The organism is Pantoea sp. JZ2, assembly GCF_035191405.1.
In the GTDB taxonomy this organism is placed as follows: domain Bacteria; phylum Pseudomonadota; class Gammaproteobacteria; order Enterobacterales; family Enterobacteriaceae; genus Pantoea; species Pantoea stewartii.
The window spans coordinates 3,639,780-3,654,871 of the sequence record NZ_CP045247.1; the positions used below are offsets into that span (position 1 = coordinate 3,639,780).

Genomic DNA, 15,092 nt, shown 5'->3' on the forward strand with positions numbered 1-15,092 from the left:
GCACGGCAATGTGTTTCAAAAAATAAACCAGGGCACAAATTGCCCGTATAAGGCCCAATAAGAAGCAGCAGTGAATCAATCACTTGCTTAAATGAGAGCATCACAGCGCAATATTGCTGAAGAGGGGGACTTGCAAAGCGACAAAAGAACATCAATGATGGGTCTGAAGACATTTATTATGAGTACGCTATGTCAGTAAGCATTGAATGTGATGTTGCGCAGAATGAAACGGATTGCGTAAAATTAGCTACAATCATTGAACGGAATATTCTCAAAATAACAGAATCTCTGTTTGGCGATTTGCAATGGTATTCCGCAAACGCTCAGTTAGTACCAGACAGTTTAAAAGTTATTGATGTTCAGATGACCGGACCGAATAGATTTAAGTTACTTTACGATTTCCAGTGGAATTTATTTAATCCTTGTCTGGATTTAAATGAAACCATTACGCAAAATGAACAAGTCAGTTTTCATATCGGCCCTGCCGCGCTTGTGTTTGAGCCCATTGAGAATCACCGCCCCTCACCCGGAGATGAATTGTAATATTTAGTAATGGAGGTGAGCAGAACTAATGATTTTACACTATCCTTAATGCAGTCCGTTAATTATAAGCCCAACCACCACTTCCTGGCCGCTTCACCGAACCTGGCCGCATTGCGGTAACTTTGCTAGCTACGGAGGGGAAAAAGATGGACGAATACTCACCGAAACGGCATGATATTGCCCAGCTTAAATACGTGTGTGAGAGTTTGTTTGACGCCAGTATGGCAACATTAACCGACAGCCATCATGGCTGGGTAAATGACCCTACTGCCGATGGTAATTTACAGCTGAACGATCTGATAGAGCATATCGCCTCTTTCACCATGAATTACAAAATTAAGCATGCAGAAGACGAAGCGCTGATTACCCAAATCGATGAATATCTTGATGATACTTTTATGCTATTTAGCAACTATAGCGTTAACACTCAGGATCTGCAGCGCTGGCAACGTTCAGCAAAACGTTTATTTAATCTGTTTCAAGAAGAGTGCGCTTATCTTCAACAGCCAAGCCATTCATTATAGTACTGACGTGAGAACGGTTTATTTATGAACAAAACCCTGACTAAAACTGATTATTTGATGCGACTGAGACGTTGTCGCTCAATTGACACGCTCGAAAGAGTGATTGAGAAAAATAAGTATGAATTGTCCGATGATGAATTAGCCGTATTTTACTCCGCAGCCGATCACCGCCTGGCTGAACTGACGATGAACAAACTGTATGACAAAGTCCCCGTGTCAGTATGGAAATTTGTACGCTAAGTTAATTTTTGCGTTACGTTTAATCTGATTTAACCCGCCCGTTTCTGTTCGACTCGCCTGCCGGCAATGGATCGGCCCAGGCGAGCTTTGCCTGCCTGCGAAGAAAGAGGCGTGTCAAAAAAAGCGAGTGACAAGAGAGGAATCGGGTGGAGACAAAATGGTGGAGGCCCTGCCAGCTACATCCCGGCACACGCGTCACCTGCTGCGGCTGCTTCCTTCCGGACCTGACCGAGTTCACAAGCTAGCATTGCGGGAGAACCAACAGGGCCCCCATTGACAAGCCCTCATATCGAGAGCGCAGGCATTATCGGGGAAGCCTATGGCAATTGCAAGCCTGGCACGGATGACCGTTGGTTTCTTGTACGATCCCTGTAAATTACCCCCTTTATGTTAGCATTATGGTTCTTTTACTGGCAGGTAAGCCTATGAACTCAACCACTGACGGCTTTAAACAACGTATCTGGCAAATTGTGGCCGCCATTCCGCCCGGCAAGGTTACCACCTATGGCGATGTGGCATTACTGGCAGGCTCGCCCCGCGCGGCGCGCCAGGTGGGCGGCGTTCTGAGCCGCTTACCGGAAGGCAGTACGCTTCCCTGGCATCGGGTGATTAACCGTCACGGTACGCTTTCGCTCCAGGGCGAACGTTTTTTTCGTCAGCGTGAAGCGCTGGAAGCGGAAGGCGTGGAAGTTACGGAGGCAGGTCAGATCGATCTGGCTAAGTTTCGCTGGCAGTTTTTAATACTGCAGGGCGGCACAGCGCGCCGCCCTGCCTCAGAGCCTTACATCGTTGTCGGTGCCGGCACGGCGGCGGACGGCGTAACCTGCGTGGGCGATGTCGGTGGCACAGTGGTGACGGCGCCAGGCTGAGTCTTCATCGGTACAGAAGGCACGGGCACTAGCACCAGATCGGCTTTGGTGCCGCCCTGATTCACGACCGGTTTCACTTCTTCCGTGACAAAGGCCAGCTTGCCATTAACCGTAATAGCTGCGCTCAACAGAATGCGTGCATTTGGCTGAACATCCGCTGGGTTAAACGGCAGTATGAAATGGAACGGCGCCTGTTTCCCGTCGGTGCGAACCACGCGCTGTGCCAACACTTTGGACGGTGCATCTGCCACCGATGCATCAGACAGGGTCACTGTCAGGGCTGCATCAGGCGGTAACGCGATACGCTGACGAATATAAACCGCCCCGCTTACATTAGGCTGAGCGATGGTCGCCGTTTGTCCTGCGACCGCAGAACCCAATGTCGGTGTCGGTACCGGTTTTCCTTTATGGGCACAACCTGCGAGAGCCATTGCCATCGCGACGCCACTTAACACATGCCAGAATTTCATCGATGTCGTCTCCTTTTGATCAGAATGATTTTTAGCAGTGAATCTTTATTACAGCGTTTCACTCGCCGTATAGCTTTAATGTTGGCACAAAATCAAAAGTTTGCCTGGTTGGATGAAAGTCCAAAAGTGTGGTTGACGGAAACTGGTCGGATCTTTCACACTTAACAAAATACATTTTCTCAGGATAGCGCCATGAGTCAGGCACTCGAAAATCTGCTTAATCTTATTCATCTGGAAAAACTCGACGAGGGGTTATTTCGCGGCCAGAGCGAAGATTTGGGCCTGCGTCAGGTATTTGGTGGTCAGGTCGTTGGACAGGCTCTCTTTGCGGCCAAACAGACCGTTCCCGAGGATCGGGGCGTTCACTCCTTTCACAGCTATTTTCTTCGCCCCGGCGACAGCCAAAAGGCGATTATTTACGATGTTGAAAGTCTGCGCGACGGCAAAAGTTTCAGCGCGCGCCGCGTCAGTGCCATCCAAAATGGTCAGCCGATCTTTTATATGACGGCATCCTTCCAGTCTCCGGAAAGCGGGTTTGAACATCAAAAACCGATGCCGCAGGTTAAAGGACCGGAAAACCTGGCCAATGAGCAGCAAATGGCGCAAAAAATGGCGCATATGCTGCCGGAAAAATTACGCGAAAAATTTGTCGCTGAACGCCCGCTGGAAATCCGCCCGGTACAGATCCACAACCCGTTAAGAGGCCATGTCGATAAACCGCAGCGTCAGGTGTGGATTCGGGCCAATGGCACCCTGCCCGACGATGTGCGTATCCATCAGTACCTCCTTGGCTATGCGTCCGATCTCAACTTTCTGCCTGTGGCCTTACAACCGCATGGTAAAGGTTTTCTTGAAGCCGATATGCAGGTGGCGACCATTGATCACTCTATGTGGTTCCATCGGCCACTGAACTTCAATGACTGGCTGCTTTACAGCGTTGAAAGCACCTCAGCATCGGGTGCACGCGGCTTTGTTCGCGGGGAGTTTTACAATCAACAGGGTGAGCTGGTCGCGTCTACTGTGCAGGAAGGCGTTATGCGTCAGCGCAGCGAATAGCAAAAAGGGGCGAATCATCGCCCCTTTTTATTTATTCAGACTGACAAGTTACTGGTTGTAAGCGTTCTCGCCATGGCTGTTGACGTCCAGACCTTCGCGCTCCTGCTCTTCCGGTACGCGCAGACCGACGATCATATCGGCCAGTTTAAAGCCAATAAAGGCAACGACGGCAGACCAGACAATGGTAACGCCCACGCTCAGCAACTGAATCGCAACCTGATGGCCCATGGTCACGCCAGGCGCATAACCCACGCCGCCCAGTGAAGATGAAGCAAACACGCCGGTCAGGATACAACCGATGATGCCACAGACACCGTGGACACCAAACACATCGCAGGGATCGTCAACGCGCAGCCATTTTTTCAGCGTTGTCACGCCCCAGATACCTGCCAGACCACCCACGATACCGATGATCAGCGCGCCGCCAACACCGACATAACCACAAGCCGGCGTGATGGCAACCAGACCAGCAATAAATCCAGAACAGGCACCTAACAAAGACGGTTTACCACGCAGCGCCCACTCGCCAAAAGTCCAGGCCAGCACCGCACCCGCCGTCGCAACCACGGTATTCAGGAAGGCCAGAGCAGCAATTTCATTCGCAGCGGAAGCTGAACCGGCGTTAAAACCAAACCAGCCAACATACAGAATCGCAGTACCGGTGAATACCATCGGCAGGTTGTGTGGTTTGAATGCTTCTTTGCCAAAACCGGCACGTTTGCCCACCAGGTAAGCACCAACCAGACCGGCTACCGCAGCGTTAATGTGCACCACCGTGCCGCCTGCGAAGTCCAGGGCGCCATCCTGAGCCAGTAAGCCGCCCGCCCAGACCATATGCGCAATGGGAAGATAAGCCAGGGTCAGCCAGACACCGACAAAAATCAGCACCGCGGAGAAACGGATACGTTCCGCCAGCGCACCGACGACCAGACCGACCGTGATACAGGCAAAGGATGCCTGGAACGCGACGTGAATATACTGATAAAAGGTGCCCATGACGGCGGTCAGTGCAATGTTTTTCAGCATGGCCCAGTTGAAGCTGCCAAAGAAGGCATTGCCTTCGCTGAAGGCCAGTGAATAGCCATAAACCACCCACAGTACGCACACCAGCGAGAAGGTCACCGCAACCTGTGTGAGCATCGACAGCACGTTTTTACTGCGGATCAGGCCGCCGTAAAACAGTGCAATCCCAGGAATTGACATAAACAGCACCAGTGCGGTGCAAATCATCATAAAGGCGTTGTCGGCTTTGTCCGCTACGGCAGGTGCCGCCATCGCCAGCGACGGTAACAGTGCCAGGCTGGTCAGGCCCAACTTGGTCAGCATTTTATTCATTTTTTTCCATCCCATCACATTACTGAGTCTTGTTTACAGTGCGGCTTCGTCGGTTTCGCCGGTACGTATGCGAATCACGCGCTGCAGTTCAGCAACGAAAATCTTGCCGTCGCCAATTTTTCCGGTGTAAGCCGCTTTACTGATTACGTCCACTACTTCGTCCAGTTGGTCATCGGCAATGGCGATATCAATTTTTACTTTCGGCAGAAAATTTACGCTGTATTCCGCCCCGCGATAGAGTTCAGCATGTCCTTTCTGACGCCCAAAACCTTTAACTTCGGAGACGGTCAGTCCCTGAATACCAATTGAAGACAATGCTTCTCGCACATCTTCCAGCTTGAACGGCTTAATCACGACGGTAACCAGCTTCATAGCCTCTCCTTAAGGATTAAAATAGGTCGGTCTCATGGACACGGAGAGAGTTAAGCAAAGCCTGTGCCAGATATAATTAATGGGCAAAATCACTTTTCAGGCTGCGATGGAATCAGGGTTAGGAAACGCAGAATAAATAAGCAGGGCGCAGTGATGGGATGACTAAGCGAAGCGGATGCACGCTTTTGGTGCTGTTAAGCACAAAGACGTGCATCCAAACGGGTCAACAAGGAAAAAATGCGCAAAAAAGGTGCAAATCATCCGGCACTGGTCAGCACCTCATCCGATTCGAGCCGATCACCTGCCTGCTGCAGCTGGTACATTTGCCAGTAACGGCCCTGCAAGGCCAGCAGCTGCTGATGATTCCCCTGCTCGACAACGCGGCCACGGTGCAAAACCAGAATCGTATCGGCCTCGGTGATAGTGGAAAGGCGGTGAGCAATCACTACCAGGGTCGTATATTGACGTAAGGTGCGCAGCGTGTGTTGGATCGCCTGCTCCGTGCCGGAGTCAATATTCGCGGTAGCTTCATCCAGTATTAAAATCTGCGGCAGTTGCACCAGCACCCGAGCCAGGGCCAGTAACTGTTTCTGCCCTACCGAGAGATTATTACCCTGCTCTCCCAGTCGGGTATGGATACCGTCAGGCAAGGCGCGCGCCAGCGGGGCCAGCTGTACCTGTTCAAGTACCGACCAGACCGCCTCTTCACTGATATCCCGACCCAGCCGTACATTCGCTAACAGCGTGTCGGCCAGCACCACCGGATCCTGCTGTACCATCGCGATACCGCGACGCAGTGCCTCATGGGAATACTGGTTAAGCGGACGATCGTCCAGGCGCACCTCGCCGCGCGTGGCGGGGTAATAGCCCATCAGCAAATTTGCCAGGGTGCTCTTGCCGCTGCCGGTATGTCCCACCAGGGCGACAAAGCCCCGCGAAGGCACGTCGAGATCAATATTACTCAGCACCTCACGATCGTCCCGGTAGGCAAAGCTCAGGTTCTCCAGCGTAATGCGTCCCGATTGCAGAGGCCGATCGTCATGACCGTAATGCTGCTGTGGCGCATCCATGAGTTCAAAAATACGTTCGCCCGCCACGACCGCCTGTTGCAGCATCGACTGCTGGGTGGTCAGTTCGATCAGCGGTTCATTGAGGCGCCCCAGATAGGTAATAAAGGCGTAAAGTACCCCAACTTCAAACACACCCGGCACCGAAAAGCTGAACAGCAACAGTAATCCGCAGAGTATCAGCGCGGAGAACAGGCTCAGCAGCGGTCGTAGCAGGAAACCATCCAGCCTGAGCGTTTCCATGCGCGCCAGATAATGTGAACGGCTGGCCTCCAGCATGCGTTCACCAAAGCGCGCCTGCTGGCGAAACTGTTGTATCACGCTCATTCCGCTGATGACTTCATTGAAGCCATTATTAATGTCTGCCAGGTAGCTGCGTACACGACGGGCTATCGGCGTGCTGTAGCGCTGATAAATCAGCATCACAATGAGCACCATCGGGAAAATTAACATCGCCACCAGCGCCATGCGCCAGTCCAGACTAAACATCGCCACCATCATGGCACCGACCAGCGCGGCGCTACGCAGCACCGTTGCCACCACCGTGACGTACAGATCCCGAACAACTTCGGTATCATTCGTGACCCGGGAAATAATTTGCCCGACCGGCTGCGTATCAAAGGCGCCGAGCGGCTGGCGCAGTGCCGCATTCATGGCGTCGGTACGCAGGCGCTGTACCACACCAATGGCGGCCCGGTTAAACAGTAAGGCCTGCCAGTAATGCAAAGCGGCAGCCAGAAGCTGCAACAGGATAAAACTTACGACCAGTCCCGCTACCGTGCCCCACGGCATCTGATGCTTCGCGACCAGATTATCAATAAAATAGCTCACCAGAACCGGACCGGTCACTTCTGCCGCGGCCGCAATCCACAGCATCAACACGGCCAGAGACAATGACTTGCGCCACGGGCTGCCATAACTGAGCAGGCGTTTGAGCGTTGGCCACATACGTTGTGATTTAACCATGTGCCACCTCTTCTTACCTCTCATCGTCGTCCAGTGCCGCTTCCAGCTGTTGGTAACGGTACATATCGCGATACCAGCCAGGCATATTCGCCAGCCCGGCATGATCGCCACGCTGTGCCACCGTGCCTTTTTGCAGCACCAGAATTTCGCTGGCCTCTGTCAGCGCCGACAAACGATGCGCACTGATAATGATCGTTCGCCCTCTGCCCCACTGCCGCAGATTATGCAGGATGTCGTGTTCAGTGCGACCATCAACCGCCGAGAGTGCATCATCAAGCACCAAAATTTCCGCATTCATCAGCAAGGCACGGGCGATGGAAATACGTTGTTTTTGACCACCCGACAGCATGACGCCGCGCTCGCCCACCTCGGTTTCATAGCCCTGCGGCAGACGCAGAATATCCTCGTGCACGCAGGCCATTTTCGCCGCCTGCTCAATTTCGTCCTGCGTGGCGTTGGGCTTACCCAACGCAATATTACGGGCCACGCTGTCCGAGAACAGGAACGGAGTTTGGCTCACCACGGCCAGGCGACTGCGCCAGCTGTCCAGACGCAGCGACGGCAGCGGGATGGCATGGTAGCGAATATCACCTTGCTGAATGTCGAAATGACGCTGAATCAGACTCAGTAACGTGGTTTTACCACTGCCGGTCGGGCCACACAGCCCCAGCATATCGCCCGGTTTTAACTGGAACGTGACATTGCTTAATACCGCACCGGCACTGGCGGGATAATGAAACTCGCGGATAGCCACCTGCAGCGTTCCCGCTGGCTCAGGCAAGGTGTGATCACCGTCTTCCACCACTGGCGCTTCGGATAATAATGCGCGGATGCGGCTCCAGGCTGCGCTGCCTCGTTCAACGATGTTAAACATCCATGCCAGCGCCAGCATCGGCCAAATCATCAGGCCAAGATACATTACAAAGCTGGTGAGCTGGCCCAGCGTCATGTCTCCGTGCCACACCAGCCAGCTTCCGCCGCCTATCGCCAGCAGGTTGGCAAAACCAATGGCAATATAGATGGTGGGATCGAAACGCGCATCCACCCGGGCGACGCGCAGATTTTTTTCGCCGGTATCGCGTGCAATATCGGCAAACTGCTGGGACTGATGCTGCTCAAGTCCAAATGCTTTGATCATACGGATACTGGTCAGGCTCTCCTGCGTTTGATCGTTCAGGCTGGAAAAGGCAGCCTGAGCCAGTTTGAAACGGTTATGGAGTTGCTCGCCATAGCGGTGAATCACCAGTGCCATAAACGGCATCGGAATAAGCGAAATCAGCGTTAACTGCCAGCTGATTTGGGTACTCATGGCAATCAGCACAACACATCCCATCACCAGCGAATCCACCAGCGTGAGCACGCCTTCCCCGGCAGCAAAAACCACGCGATCCACATCGTTCGTGGCACGGGCAATGAGATCGCCGGTGCGATGGCGCAGGTAAAAGGCGGGCTGCTGTCGGCTGAGCTGACGGTAAAAGTCCTCGCGTAATTCGACGGCGAGTTGATAGGACGCGCCAAACAACAGCACGCGCCAGACATAACGCAGCAGATAAACCACGACGGCAGTCAGCAGCATCACCCCAATCCACATCATAATGCGGCTGGCGCTCATGCTGTGATGCGTTACGCCGTCAACCACCACGCCAACCACCCACGGCGGCAGAAGTTGCAGCACGGCAATGATGATTAATAAAGTGACGGCGCCCAGATAACGCCGCCACTCACGGATAAAATACCAACTTAACTGGCTGAATAATCGCACAAGGCAGCTCTCAATCTCAGGTAATCAGGGGGCAACCGGCAGGGCTGTAGTGTATTTGATCTCTTCCATCGCAAAGCTGGAGGTCACATCGATCAGGCCTGTTACACCATTAACTAAACGCTTATAGAAGGCATCATAACTTTTCATGTCGGCAACCTGAATACGCAGCAGATAATCATACTCCCCGGCCATGCGATAGAAGCCCATCACTTCAGGCATGCTTTGCACTACCGACACAAATTCCTGATACCAGTCTTTGCTGTGCTGGGTGGTTTTCACAAACATAAAGGCGGTAAGTGACAGGCCGAGTTTTTCATTATCAAGTAGGGCAACGCGTGCGCGGATGAAGCCATCTTCTTCCAGCTTTTTCAGGCGCTTCCAGCAGGGCGTGGTGGTGAGGTTAACCGCATCCGCCAGTACCTGGAGCGAAACTGTGCAATCCTGCTGCAGCATCGCCAGCAGTTTAAGGTCGATTTTATCTAACATGCGCACTCCGGTAGAAATTTTTTCTCCATTACGCCGATCTTACTGCAAAAGCTGCAAGCTCTTTTTCCTGCACGTGCCTTAAAATAGGGGCTTTCACCCGGTCAGAAATAACCCTTATGTCTTCATGCTGGATACGCCACGCGATAAACGAAATCAATGCTGACTTTCAACGCTCTGCGGATACGCATCTGATCCGCTTTGCATTGCCCGATTTCCCGGGAATCGGGTTCTATCTGAAAGACGAAAGTACGCATCCCAGCGGCAGCCTGAAACATCGTCTGGCGCGGTCATTGTTTCTTTATGCTCTCGCTAATGGCTGGATCAAACAGGGTACACCCGTGATTGAAGCGTCATCGGGCAGCACCGCCGTCTCAGAGGCGTATTTTGCCCGCCTGCTGGGCCTGCCCTTTATCGCCGTGATGCCAACCAGTACCGCCCGACGTAAAATCGAACAAATCACGTTCTATGGTGGACAGTGTCATTTTGTGAGCGATCCCTGTCAGCTTTATGCCGAATCAGAACGGCTGGCGCGGGAACTGAATGGCCACTTCATGGATCAGTTCACCTATGCAGAGCGGGCAACTGACTGGCGCGGCAATAACAACATTGCCGAGAGTATTTTCCGCCAGATGGCGAATGAGCCTTTTCCTGTTCCTCATACGCTGATTATGAGTGCGGGAACCGGTGGGACCTCCGCCACGCTTGGCCGCTACATTCGCTATCAGGGATGCGATACCCGTTTGCTGGTTGTTGATCCGGAGCATTCCGTGTTTTACGACTACTGGCGAAACCGTGATGCCTCGCTCACCGGTCAGCGCGGCAGCATGATTGAAGGCATTGGACGTCCGCGCGTGGAGCCGTCGTTTATGCCCGACGTTATTGATGAAATGATCAAAGTCCCGGATGCAGCCTCGATTGCCGCCATGCTTAAGCTGGAAACCCTGCTGGGGCGTAAACCGGGCCCGTCTACCGGCACAAACTTCTGGGGCATGATGCAGGTGGCCAAACGCCTGCGCGACAATGATCAACAGGGTTCACTGGTTACCCTGCTGTGCGACAGCGGCGAGCGCTATCCTGACACTTACTACCAGCCTGACTGGGTCGCACAACATATTGGTGATATCACGCCCTGGCAGCGCGAACTGGAATAATATTTCACCCCGCCAGGCAGATATAACCTGATGTGATCGCCGCCTGCAGCTGTTCAGCGGCGCACTCAGGTATTACCATAAGCGCAAATGTTTAAACTGGGATATCTCATGAAACGCGCTGTTGTGGTGTTTAGCGGTGGGCAAGACTCCACCACCTGTCTGGTTCAGGCTTTGCAACGTTATGATGAAGTGCACTGTGTGACCTTTGATTACGGTCAGCGTCATCGTGAAGAGATTGACGTTGCCCGCGACCTGGCCCTGAAGCTGGGTGCCCGTGCTCATAAAGTGCTGGATGTGACGATGCTGAATGCGCTGGCGGTGAGCAGCCTGACGCGTGACAGCATCCCGGTGCCATCGTATGACCCGACTGCAACCGGCCTGCCCAGCACCTTTGTCCCCGGCCGCAATATCCTGTTTCTGACCCTGGCATCAGTTTATGCCTATCAGGTTGAAGCGGAAGCGGTCATCACAGGCGTTTGCGAGACCGACTTCTCGGGCTACCCCGACTGCCGCGATGAGTTTGTCAAGGCGCTCAACCATGCCGTCAGCCTGGGCATGGCGCGTAACATTCGTTTTGAAACACCGCTGATGTGGCTTAATAAAGCCGAAACCTGGGCGCTGGCCGATTACTGGCAGCAGCTCACCTTAATCCGCGAAGACACCCTCACCTGCTACAACGGCATTAAAGGCGATGGTTGCGGCGACTGTGCCGCCTGCCATCTGCGGGCCAATGGCCTGAAGGCCTATCAGCAGGATCGCGCTGGTATTATGGCCGCCATGAAGGCCAAAACCGGTCTGGAATAATACTTTTGCGGCGACGATGGCGTGTCGCCGCCTCAATCAGGCCGGCTTCATTAATCTTTCCAGTCGCTGCCGCAGTTCTCCTTCGAGCAAAACGGCTTTTTGCGTGCGAAGATCAATGCACACAAACGTCAGTGCAGCATCCGCGACCACCGTTTCACTGCCCGCTAACAAAATGTGTTGAGTGATGATGCCACTTTTCCCATTGAGTTGCTTAATATCACTGCTGACCTCCAGTACGTCGCCCAATACGGCCGGGCGACGATAATTGATATTGATGTTTACCACCACAAAAGCCAGTTTTTGCTCAAGCAGCCAGGTAAAGGCCTCTGCTTCTTCCAGCCATTGCCAGCGCGCTTCCTCTAAAAACTCCAGATAACGCGCATTGTTAACATGCTGGTAAACATCCAGATGATAGCCGCGCACTTTTATCTTGGTCTGCATGATCCTTCTCCTGCTGCTTATTGACTGGTTGGACCTGTTCACTCTAGCAGAGTCCCGCCCTGACAGCAGGTTAAGCATCAGAGTTGCGCTTCACTTCACAATTTTAACCGTGAGGCATTTCGCTCCACCAGCGCGTGACCAAAGCCAGGCACGTCTTTCAGTTGATCCACCGCCGTGAACGGCCCGTATTCTTCACGATAGCTGACGATAGACTGCGCCTTTTTCAGACCAACGCCATTCATCACCGCCGAGAGTTGCTCCGCCGTGGCTTCATTGATACTGACCTGCTCCTGATGCGGCATTGAAACCTGTGCAGCCTGTGTCTCACTGGGGGTTTCCGCCGCTGCCAGTGGCGTTTGAACGAGGGCGCCACACAGGGCGAGGGAAAGATAAAAAGCATGTAAGTGGGTTTTAGCCATGCTGTGTTTCTCCTTGTGTTAAACAGCAGGCTCAGCGTGTCATGTCCGCTAAACAGACTCAAAGGGCAACGTTCTAAAATGGAAAAGGCCGCATAAGCGGCCTTTAGTCATTTCAGCTGTTACCTGAAATTTGCGAGGATTACTGCATTTGAGCAGCGGCACCGTATTTGATTTTGGCCGCTTTACGCAGGTTTTGCAGTAAGGCTTCAAAGGTCAGTTGCGCGTTGTTTTGCGTGACGCCTTTGACCATCTCGTCAATCTGCGCCTGAGGCAGGCTACCGGTCGTAACCTTATTCACCGCGATCAGCACCACATTGCCTTGCATGTCCTCACCCACGCCCCATGACGGTTTGTTATCCGCTGGCTCTGGCAGGTTGAAGGCAGCCTGAGCAACGGGATCCTGCGTGTTACGGTCAACCGTTTTGCTGGCGCTTAACGTCAGACCTGCGGCTTTCAGCACATCCGGTTTACCGGCTTTCAGCTCGGCTAACAGTTTATCAGCCTGGGCTTTTGCCTGTTGCGTCGCTTTATCATGCTTGATCGTCTCGGTGATTTGCGCTTTTACCTTGTCGAGGGGTTCCACCGCTTCGGGTTTATGCGCACTGATACGCAGCACAAAGGCACGATCGCCATCGACATTGATGATGTCAGAGTTATTTCCGGGCGCACCGTTTTGTCCCACTAACCCACCATTGAAGATGGCCTGCTTAACGGCATCAAAGTCGAGATCTTTAGGCACATCGTCACGGCTGAACCAGCCTGTTTCTGTGGCCTTCATACCTGACGCCTGCTCTGCACCAGCCAGCGACTCATTATCATTGCTCGCGGCTTCACTGACTTTCTGCTGCAGTTTGTAGAATTCCGCCTGTGCTTTATCCTGTTTGACCGCGTCCGCGATCTCATCACGTACTTCCGCCAGCGGTTTAACCTGCTCAGGCTTGATGTCGTCAAGACGGGCAATCAGGAAACCCACAGAAGACTTGATTACACCGGAAAGCTGACCCTTTTCTTTCAGTCCCGCATTTTTCAGCTCGTCTGGCGTCGTTGACGGCTCAAGCCAGCCCATATCGCCGCCTTTACGGGAAGAGATTGGGTCAATGGATTTGGTTTTTGCCAGTTCCGCGAAATCCGCGCCGCCTTTCAGCTGCGCCAGAATAGCGTCGGCATCGGCTTCGGTTTTGGTCTGAATCACGCTGTAACGATCGCGCTGGGGCTGCGTGTAGTCCGCTTTATGTTGATCGTACCAGGCCTGAATATCCGCATCGCTGGCATTTTCCTGCATGCTGGCGGCATCCAGTTTGATATAGCTTACGCGGAACTGCTCAGGGGCCATAAAGCTGCTTTTATGCTGCTGATAATACTGGTTGATTTCGTCGTCATTGACGGTTTGCTTTGCAGCCAGAGCATTCACATCGAGGGTAGCCGTCTGAATATCACGCTTTTGCGCCACCAAATCCACCAGCTTAGTGGTTTCATTTTTCAGCATAAAATCGGTATTCGCGACCGCATTGATCAGCTGTTGGGTGGCCAGTTGTTTACGCAACGCTTCGGCATACTGATCCGGCGTGAATCCCATATTGCGGATCATCGCATTGTATTTAGCATTATCGAACTTGCCGTTGGTCTGAAACGCAGACTGGCTGAAGATAGCCTGTTTGACCTGATCGTCACTGATGGCAATATGCAGATCTTTTATGTAGGTATCCAGTAATGCCTGGTCAATCAGCTGAGACAGCGCCTGCTGGCGCATCTGCTGCATGTAACCTTCGTTGCCCGCAAGCTGCGAGAACTGATCACCCAGCATCTGCTGCTGACGATTGCGCTCGTTGTTGAACGCCTGCTCTAACTGCGCACGGCTGATCTCCTGGCCATTAACTTTGGCCGCATAATCGTTGTTACCGCCAATCAGATAGTTGCCAACGCCGGTCAGCACAAAGGAGAGAATGATCAACCCCAAAATAATCTTGAGCACGACATGGTTCGACGCCGCGCGTAAATTGTCCATCATGGTATGACAACACTCCGCTGTAGTGTGAATGTAAAGCCCTGCCGCAATAACGCCATCTTCCCGACGCATTACTCCGCTGCAAGTCTGGCTGGCAGCATGCATCCTGTTGAGACAAGTCTCGCAACCTTAAACCGCCTCTCCGGATGTAAAAAAGGCACATCTTATTGATGTGCCCGTATGTTACATGAGAACGCGTTAACCGTCCTCTAATCCACTCAAGAAAATGTGTTATTGAGTGGTGGCGTTGTCATTAGTTGACAGCGTCTTTCAGTGCCTTACCTGCACGGAAACCCGGTACTTTACCTGCCGGGATAGTAATCTCTTTACCGGTTTGTGGGTTACGGCCGGTGCGCGCTGCACGCTCACGTACTGAGAAAGTGCCGAAACCTACCAGCGCCACTTCATCTCCGCTTTTCAGCGCGTCAGAAACAGAGCCCATAAATGCATCTAAAACACGTCCTGCTGCTGCTTTAGAAATGTCGGCATCGGCAGCAATTTTATCGATCAGTTGTGACTTATTCACTCTATTCATCCCCTCTTTATTATTTCACATCGTACCCACGCTTCCTGTCGGGCACG

Annotated in this window: 16 protein-coding genes, 1 other RNA gene and 1 pseudogene; 7 read left to right on the plus strand and 11 right to left on the minus strand. The window is 52.8% G+C overall.

The features are described from left to right. The first annotated feature begins 189 nt into the window (after positions 1-189). From GC087_RS17685 to GC087_RS17695, 3 genes are all read left to right on the plus strand, one after another. Positions 190-543, plus strand: a complete 354-nt coding sequence (locus GC087_RS17685) for a hypothetical protein (RefSeq protein WP_058701148.1) — start codon at positions 190-192, stop codon at positions 541-543. A 146-nt stretch (positions 544-689) separates the two neighbouring features. Further along, positions 690-1,067 (plus strand): Hha toxicity modulator TomB, encoded by a 378-nt coding sequence (tomB, locus tag GC087_RS17690; protein WP_039338473.1) that lies wholly within the window; start codon positions 690-692, stop codon positions 1,065-1,067. Positions 1,068-1,091: 24 nt separating this feature from the next. Then, entirely contained in the window at positions 1,092-1,307 is a 216-nt protein-coding gene (locus GC087_RS17695; protein ID WP_006117940.1) for a hemolysin expression-modulating protein Hha, read from the plus strand. A 167-nt stretch (positions 1,308-1,474) separates the two neighbouring features. Here the strand turns inward: GC087_RS17695 and ffs are convergent. Continuing rightward, positions 1,475-1,571: signal recognition particle sRNA small type (gene ffs / locus GC087_RS17700), an RNA gene on the minus strand. A 134-nt stretch (positions 1,572-1,705) separates the two neighbouring features. On the opposite strand from ffs, the pseudogene GC087_RS17705 reads away from it, so the two are divergent. Further along, a pseudogene (locus tag GC087_RS17705) lies at positions 1,706-2,044 on the plus strand (MGMT family protein); the annotation flags it as partial. Between the two features lie 44 nt (positions 2,045-2,088). On the opposite strand, the gene GC087_RS17710 reads toward GC087_RS17705, so the two are convergent. Continuing rightward, on the minus strand, positions 2,089-2,646 hold the full coding sequence (locus GC087_RS17710) for a YbaY family lipoprotein (protein ID WP_006117943.1): 558 nt from the start codon (positions 2,644-2,646) through the stop codon (positions 2,089-2,091). Positions 2,647-2,838: 192 nt separating this feature from the next. Here GC087_RS17710 and tesB point away from each other — a divergent pair, with 192 nt between their 5' ends. After that, on the plus strand, positions 2,839-3,702 hold the full coding sequence (gene tesB / locus GC087_RS17715) for an acyl-CoA thioesterase II (RefSeq protein ID WP_006117944.1): 864 nt from the start codon (positions 2,839-2,841) through the stop codon (positions 3,700-3,702). A 48-nt stretch (positions 3,703-3,750) separates the two neighbouring features. On the opposite strand, the gene amtB is transcribed toward tesB, so the two are convergent. The 5 genes from amtB to GC087_RS17740 form a co-directional block, all read right to left on the minus strand. Next, positions 3,751-5,037, minus strand: a complete 1,287-nt coding sequence (gene amtB / locus GC087_RS17720; protein ID WP_033738675.1) for an ammonium transporter AmtB — start codon at positions 5,035-5,037, stop codon at positions 3,751-3,753. Between the two features lie 33 nt (positions 5,038-5,070). Then, a complete protein-coding gene (gene glnK / locus GC087_RS17725; protein WP_003850469.1) occupies positions 5,071-5,409 on the minus strand; it encodes a P-II family nitrogen regulator in 339 nt (112 codons plus the stop codon). A 257-nt stretch (positions 5,410-5,666) separates the two neighbouring features. Continuing rightward, positions 5,667-7,442, minus strand: a complete 1,776-nt coding sequence (locus GC087_RS17730; protein WP_324028929.1) for a SmdB family multidrug efflux ABC transporter permease/ATP-binding protein — start codon at positions 7,440-7,442, stop codon at positions 5,667-5,669. 13 nt (positions 7,443-7,455) lie between these two features. Beyond that, a complete protein-coding gene (locus tag GC087_RS17735) occupies positions 7,456-9,204 on the minus strand; it encodes a SmdA family multidrug ABC transporter permease/ATP-binding protein (RefSeq protein ID WP_324028931.1) in 1,749 nt (582 codons plus the stop codon). A 24-nt stretch (positions 9,205-9,228) separates the two neighbouring features. Further along, a complete protein-coding gene (locus tag GC087_RS17740) occupies positions 9,229-9,690 on the minus strand; it encodes an Lrp/AsnC family transcriptional regulator (protein WP_033738670.1) in 462 nt (153 codons plus the stop codon). A 116-nt stretch (positions 9,691-9,806) separates the two neighbouring features. Between GC087_RS17740 and GC087_RS17745 the strand changes: the two genes are divergently transcribed. Continuing rightward, positions 9,807-10,841, plus strand: coding sequence for a PLP-dependent cysteine synthase family protein (locus GC087_RS17745; protein WP_324028933.1), 1,035 nt, complete (start codon positions 9,807-9,809; stop codon positions 10,839-10,841). Between the two features lie 108 nt (positions 10,842-10,949). Further along, positions 10,950-11,645 carry a 7-cyano-7-deazaguanine synthase QueC gene (gene queC / locus GC087_RS17750; RefSeq protein WP_006117951.1) on the plus strand — a complete coding sequence of 232 codons (696 nt, stop codon included), beginning with the start codon at positions 10,950-10,952 and terminating at the stop codon, positions 11,643-11,645. A gap of 36 nt (positions 11,646-11,681) precedes the next feature. Here queC and GC087_RS17755 read toward each other — a convergent pair whose 3' ends face one another. The 4 genes from GC087_RS17755 to hupB form a co-directional block, all read right to left on the minus strand. Then, positions 11,682-12,086 (minus strand): YbgC/FadM family acyl-CoA thioesterase, encoded by a 405-nt coding sequence (locus tag GC087_RS17755; RefSeq protein ID WP_324028935.1) that lies wholly within the window; start codon positions 12,084-12,086, stop codon positions 11,682-11,684. Between the two features lie 95 nt (positions 12,087-12,181). Beyond that, positions 12,182-12,505, minus strand: a complete 324-nt coding sequence (locus tag GC087_RS17760) for a helix-hairpin-helix domain-containing protein (protein WP_033738667.1) — start codon at positions 12,503-12,505, stop codon at positions 12,182-12,184. Positions 12,506-12,644: 139 nt separating this feature from the next. Continuing rightward, on the minus strand, positions 12,645-14,513 hold the full coding sequence (gene ppiD, locus GC087_RS17765) for a peptidylprolyl isomerase (protein WP_039338626.1): 1,869 nt from the start codon (positions 14,511-14,513) through the stop codon (positions 12,645-12,647). Positions 14,514-14,763: 250 nt separating this feature from the next. Next, on the minus strand, positions 14,764-15,036 hold the full coding sequence (gene hupB, locus GC087_RS17770) for a nucleoid-associated protein HU-beta (protein ID WP_006117956.1): 273 nt from the start codon (positions 15,034-15,036) through the stop codon (positions 14,764-14,766). Positions 15,037-15,092 lie beyond the last annotated feature (56 nt).